This is a genomic window from Lactobacillus equicursoris DSM 19284 = JCM 14600 = CIP 110162 (assembly GCF_001434815.1).
Lineage (GTDB): Bacteria > Bacillota > Bacilli > Lactobacillales > Lactobacillaceae > Lactobacillus > Lactobacillus equicursoris.
Window position 1 is genome coordinate 1 of the sequence record NZ_AZDU01000075.1, and the last position, 4746, is coordinate 4746.

The following is a 4746-nucleotide window of genomic DNA, read 5'->3' on the forward strand; positions in this document are numbered from 1 at the left end:
TTTCGCCAAAAATCAGACCGGTTGACATACTCCGACTGCATCAAAACAAAAAGACCAAGATCTTCCGATCTTGGTCTAATACCTAATTCAAGTTGACAAAGCTGTTGAAACGCATGTAGCGGTAGTGGACCCGCATGGTGGAGACTTCCACCGGCGTTCCGTCGTCCAAAAAGAAGATCCCCGACATGACGCCCACCGGCTCGGTCGCTGACAGCCGCAATTCCGCCTGATCCTCGTCTGTCGACGGCGACACGGTAATAGTCAAGTACGACCGCGTAACCGTCTTGCTCTGCGCATCTTCCAGGTAGTTGAACAAGGACCCCTTTAAGATGTCCGCCGACAGTTCCGGCACCAGCTTGATCGGCACGAAGCCCTCTTCGATCAAAAATGGCTGGTCGTCTAAAAGCCGCAGTCGCTTGAACTGGTAAACGAAGTCGCCCTGGCTCAAAAACAGGTCCTGCGCCGTTTCGGGCGACGCCGGCACCACCTTGAAGTCCAGCAGCTTGATGCTCTGCTTTTTCCCTGGCGCTAAAAAGCTGTCCGTCAAGCCCAGATTAGATCCTTCATAGCGGAACATAGACTGGTTCTTTAAATAAAGCGGATTGATGAAGGTCCCGCTGCCCCTTTTTTTAAAAACAATGCCCTGCTGGGCCAAGAGCTCCAAGGCTCTCTTCATCGATGAGCGACTGACTTGGTACTCCTCGGCTAAGCTGCGTTCATCTGGCAGGCGCATCCCCTGATATTCGCCATGCAGAATCTTATGCTTAATATCATGCATGACTGTACGGTAAACATAATCAGTCATACGCCGTCACCTACTTGTTTGCTTGTGCGATCGCTTCAACAAACCACTTCTTAAAGGCTTCCCGGTCAACGGATACGGCTACATGCGCGTTGTTTGCTTGGCCGAAAAAGCCATCAAAATCCATAACGCTGGCGCCGTAAGTCAGTGGCCCCTTGGTGTCAACAGCAACGTAGGCGTCCTTGACTTCGAACAGGTCTGGTGCGAGCAGCATGGCTGCTGTCAAGGCATCGTAGATCCGCTTGCCCTCAGCGGCAGCTGGGTCGTTGACTTCGTAGTGGGAGTTGAGGCCATAAACCATTTCGCCAACTGGGCCCAAGGCCTTGATTTCTTGCAAGGTGTCTTCTTCGACAAAGGCTTGGTTGCCCACTTCCAGCGGCGCCACGTAGATTGGCACTTTTTTCCCTAAGTCAAAAACAATCTTGGCCGCTTCAGGGTCACCAGAAACGTTGTATTCGTCGTAAGGACCGTAGTTGCCCCGGCCCAAGGCCCCGCCCATGATGTAGAGGGCATCGATCTTGTCCAAGTCTTCTGGGTACTGGCGGAAGTAAAGGGCAAAGTCAGTAGCAGGCCCGATTTGCATCAAGGTTACCTTGTCTTCACTTGCGTTCACCACTTCGTGGATCTTGGTCGCGGCCAAGCCTGAAACCAACAAAGATTCATCGGCTTCTGGGAAGTCGTAGCCGTCCATGCCACTAGCACCGTGGACTTCAGAAGCGTCGATGGCTTCTTTTACCAAAGGCAATTTGGTACCGGCCACCACTGGCACCTTGGTGTCCAAAAACTTCTGCAGACGCAAGGCGTTGTTCAAGGTCTTGTCCAAGGATACGTTGCCCCAGGTTGGCACGATCAGCTTGACGTCCAGTTCCTTAGCGAAAAGGGCAATGGTCAGGCAGACCGCGTCGTCGATGCCGGGGTCGGTTGAGATAATCAAAGGTTTCTTGTTCATGAAAAATTACTCCAATACTTTTTTACTTGATCGCAAATTATCAGAATATTTCTATTCTACCATGCTTAGCCGGAAAAAAGAAAAAGAAAAGAAGATCAGCTTCTTTTCTTTCACAAAATTAACGCTTCTTGACTTCAATTTCGCCGTTGTCGCGCGCGATGATCACCTGGTCGCAGATGTTTAAAAAGAGACCGTGTTCGACAACCCCGGTCGTGTGGTCCAGGTAGTCAGCTAAGCCGCTTGGCACTGGAATCCGGGCCAGGTCTAAGTCCAGGATATAGTTGCCGTAGTGGGTTTTGAGGCGACTGCCATCTGGATTCAGGCGAAAGACTGGGTTTAAGCCTTCAGCCTCAAAGCGGCGCTTGGTCTGCTCGCAGGAAATTGGCAAAACTTCGACTGGCAGGGCAAAGCCGCTGAGGTGGTCCACCACCTTGCTTTCGTCCACGATCCAAACGTTTTTCTTGGAGTTGACCGCCACATTCTTTTCCAAAGTTAAGGCAGCGCCGCCGCCCTTGATCCCGTTGAGCTGCGAATCCACCCGGTCGGCACCGTCCACGGTCAGGTCAACCTGGTCAACATCAGCCAAAGGACTTACCTTAAAGCCCAGGCCTTCCAGCTGCTTTTGACTGCGACTGGAGGTGGTGACTACAGCCTTTAAGTGCAGGCCCGCTTCTTCTTTCAGCTTGCCTAGTTCGTCGATAAAGAACTTGACCGTGGAGCCCGTCCCCACGCCCAGGATCATCTCGTCATGAACCAGTTCCGCCGCCTTTTTAGCAGCGGCCTTTTTCAATTCGTCTTGCTTTGCCTTATCCATCATTTGCCTCTATTCTTCTAAAATCCGCTTTAACTCGGCCACTTGCTGGTCAATGGCTTTTTGACTAAAAATATACGAGCCCGCAACAAAGACTGTCGCGCCGGCCTCCTTGGCCAGCTTGGCCGTCTCGGCGTTGATCCCGCCGTCGACTTCGATCGGGATCTCGCCGGCCAGGTCTTTGGCCGCCTTGATCCGGGAAGGCGCCACTTCCATGAACTTCTGCCCGCCAAAGCCTGGATAAACGGTCATGATCAGGATCTGGTCCAGCTTGGGCAAAAGCGGCTTGAGCACCCGGATTTCCGTGTCTGGGTTCAAGACGATCCCGGCCTTGACGCCGGAATCATGCAGGTAGTCCAGCCAGCCCGGAATCTGATTGGCATAGTCCGCCTCATAGTGGAACTCAATCAGGTCAGCGCCCGCCTTAACAAAATCCGGCAGCATCCCCCGTAAGTTGCTGCTCATCAAGTGAACTTCAGCTTCTAGGTCCGGGAATTGCTTTTTAAAATCTTGAACCAGCTGGGGGCCAAAGGACAGGTTGGGTACGAAATGTCCGTCCATGATGTCTAGGTGAAAGCGGGTGATCCCGGCTTCTTTAGCTGCTGCGATCTCTTTAGCCAGGTTCAGGTTGTCGGCATTTAAGATTGAAGGTGCAATTAACATCGTCTAACCTTCCTTCAAGGCTGCTTCCACCGCTGCCCGGTCTGGAATGGATGGTTGAGCGCCCAATTTTTGCACAGCCAAAGAACTCGCCCGGCAGGCAAAAACGGTCGCATCATGGAGGTTGCCCAAGTCGCTAGCCAAGCCCCCGGCCAAAAAGCCCAAGAAGGTGTCGCCGGCGGCCGTCGTGTCCACGGCCTTGACCTTGAAGGCTGGTACCAGGCCAGTGAAAACTGGGGAGGACACGTAGGCACCCTTGCTGCCGTAGGTGATGATCACGTACTTTAAGCCAAGTTCGTGCAGCTTAACGGCATTCTTTTCCAGGTCAGCATCCCCGCTAATGGTAATCCCGGTAAGAAGCGCACTTTCGGTTTCGTTAGGCGTGATCACGTCGGTCAAGTTCAAAAGTTCCTTTGGCAGGTCCTTGATGGCGGGCGCTGGGTTCAAGATGGTGGTCTTGCCGGCGGCCTTGGCAATCTTAAATGCCGCAATCGTCGCAGCAATCGGGGTCTCCAGCTGGGCAATCACACAGTCGGCATCTTCGATCACGGCTTTGGCGCCTTCGACGTCTTTTGGCGTCAGTTCATAGTTGGCTCCGTGGTCGATAATGATGTCGTTTTGCCCCTCGCTGTTCAAGGTGATGTAGGCGTGGCCCGTTTTGACCCCTTCAGTCTTCAAGACCCGGTCGGTCAAAACGCCGTAGCCAGTCAACTGGTCAAGCATCCAGGTCCCCAAGGCATCGTCGCCGACCCGAGAGATAAAGTGGGTTTCGCTCCCGCTTTTAGCCGCTGCTACGGCCTGGTTGGCCCCCTTGCCGCCGCTAGCTTCGGTCACCTTTTGGGCGTTGATGGTTTCGCCAGGCTTAGGGAAGTTTTCCACATGCAGGGTGGTGTCCACATTGCTTGAGCCTAGTACTACGATTTTTTGCATAAAAATTCCTCCTCTAATGCAGCCGGTAGGCGATCTTAAAGCGATTCAGCCGGTACTTATCATAGATGTCGGCCAGGACCTCGTTAAAGGTCTGGATCCGGGCATTGCCCTCTTGCCCGTTCAGGCGGTCAGCTAAGCCGGCTAAGACCTGCTCTCTTACGGCCAAATAGTCGGCCACTTGGTCGGGCTGCTTTTTCAAATCCCGGGTCAAGGCACTCAGGGTAAAGTCTGACTCCTCTTTTAAAAAATTTAGCTTCCGGTCAAAGGTCAGGCAGTAGCGGTAGGTCTTCTTCCCCGGAAAATCCTGAGAACGGAAGATGTCCAGGTAGAGGCTGAGCTTTTTCCGCGCCATTTCCTCATCGCTGATGCCCTGGCTGAGCTGCTTGAACTTGAGCAAGTTGACAAAGTAGTCATAGAAGTCCCCGTAAAAGTCCTCTTGGAAAGACACAATTTGCGGATCCTGATCATCAATCAGCTGCTTGGTTAATATCTCATCAAAATTTGGGATGTTTTCAGTCATCAATTTCTCCATCTTTACAGGTCTCAAAGTCCTATCCCGATTACCGAATTCAAAAACATATCCAATGCTATTCA

At 52.5% G+C, this 4746-nt stretch carries 6 protein-coding genes; all 6 read right to left on the reverse strand.

Features of this window, described 5'->3' with window-relative positions; translation table 11 throughout:
- Positions 1-82: 82 nt before the first annotated feature.
- Positions 83-805 carry a GntR family transcriptional regulator gene (locus tag FC20_RS09090; RefSeq protein WP_056945386.1) on the reverse strand — a complete coding sequence of 241 codons (723 nt, stop codon included), beginning with the start codon at positions 803-805 and terminating at the stop codon, positions 83-85.
- Positions 806-815: 10 nt separating this feature from the next.
- A complete protein-coding gene (locus FC20_RS09095; protein ID WP_008461823.1) occupies positions 816-1751 on the reverse strand; it encodes a nucleoside hydrolase in 936 nt (311 codons plus the stop codon).
- Between the two features lie 118 nt (positions 1752-1869).
- Positions 1870-2565 carry a ribose-5-phosphate isomerase RpiA gene (gene rpiA / locus FC20_RS09100; protein WP_039943890.1) on the reverse strand — a complete coding sequence of 232 codons (696 nt, stop codon included), beginning with the start codon at positions 2563-2565 and terminating at the stop codon, positions 1870-1872.
- Between the two features lie 9 nt (positions 2566-2574).
- Positions 2575-3225, reverse strand: a complete 651-nt coding sequence (gene rpe, locus FC20_RS09105; protein ID WP_008461830.1) for a ribulose-phosphate 3-epimerase — start codon at positions 3223-3225, stop codon at positions 2575-2577.
- Between the two features lie 3 nt (positions 3226-3228).
- The gene (gene rbsK, locus FC20_RS09110; RefSeq protein ID WP_056945387.1) at positions 3229-4152 is read right to left on the reverse strand and encodes a ribokinase; all 924 of its coding nucleotides are present in this window, start codon (positions 4150-4152) and stop codon (positions 3229-3231) included.
- Between the two features lie 13 nt (positions 4153-4165).
- Entirely contained in the window at positions 4166-4672 is a 507-nt protein-coding gene (locus tag FC20_RS09115) for a hypothetical protein (protein WP_008461835.1), read from the reverse strand.
- Positions 4673-4746: the final 74 nt, after the last annotated feature.

Coding starts and splice junctions, on each gene's coding strand:
- FC20_RS09090 (WP_056945386.1), bottom strand. CDS start 805: ATGACTGATTATGTTTACCGTACAGTCATGCATGATATTAAGCATAAG.
- FC20_RS09095 (WP_008461823.1), bottom strand. CDS start 1,751: ATGAACAAGAAACCTTTGATTATCTCAACCGACCCCGGCATCGACGAC.
- rpiA (WP_039943890.1), bottom strand. CDS start 2,565: ATGGATAAGGCAAAGCAAGACGAATTGAAAAAGGCCGCTGCTAAAAAG.
- rpe (WP_008461830.1), bottom strand. CDS start 3,225: ATGTTAATTGCACCTTCAATCTTAAATGCCGACAACCTGAACCTGGCT.
- rbsK (WP_056945387.1), bottom strand. CDS start 4,152: ATGCAAAAAATCGTAGTACTAGGCTCAAGCAATGTGGACACCACCCTG.
- FC20_RS09115 (WP_008461835.1), bottom strand. CDS start 4,672: ATGACTGAAAACATCCCAAATTTTGATGAGATATTAACCAAGCAGCTG.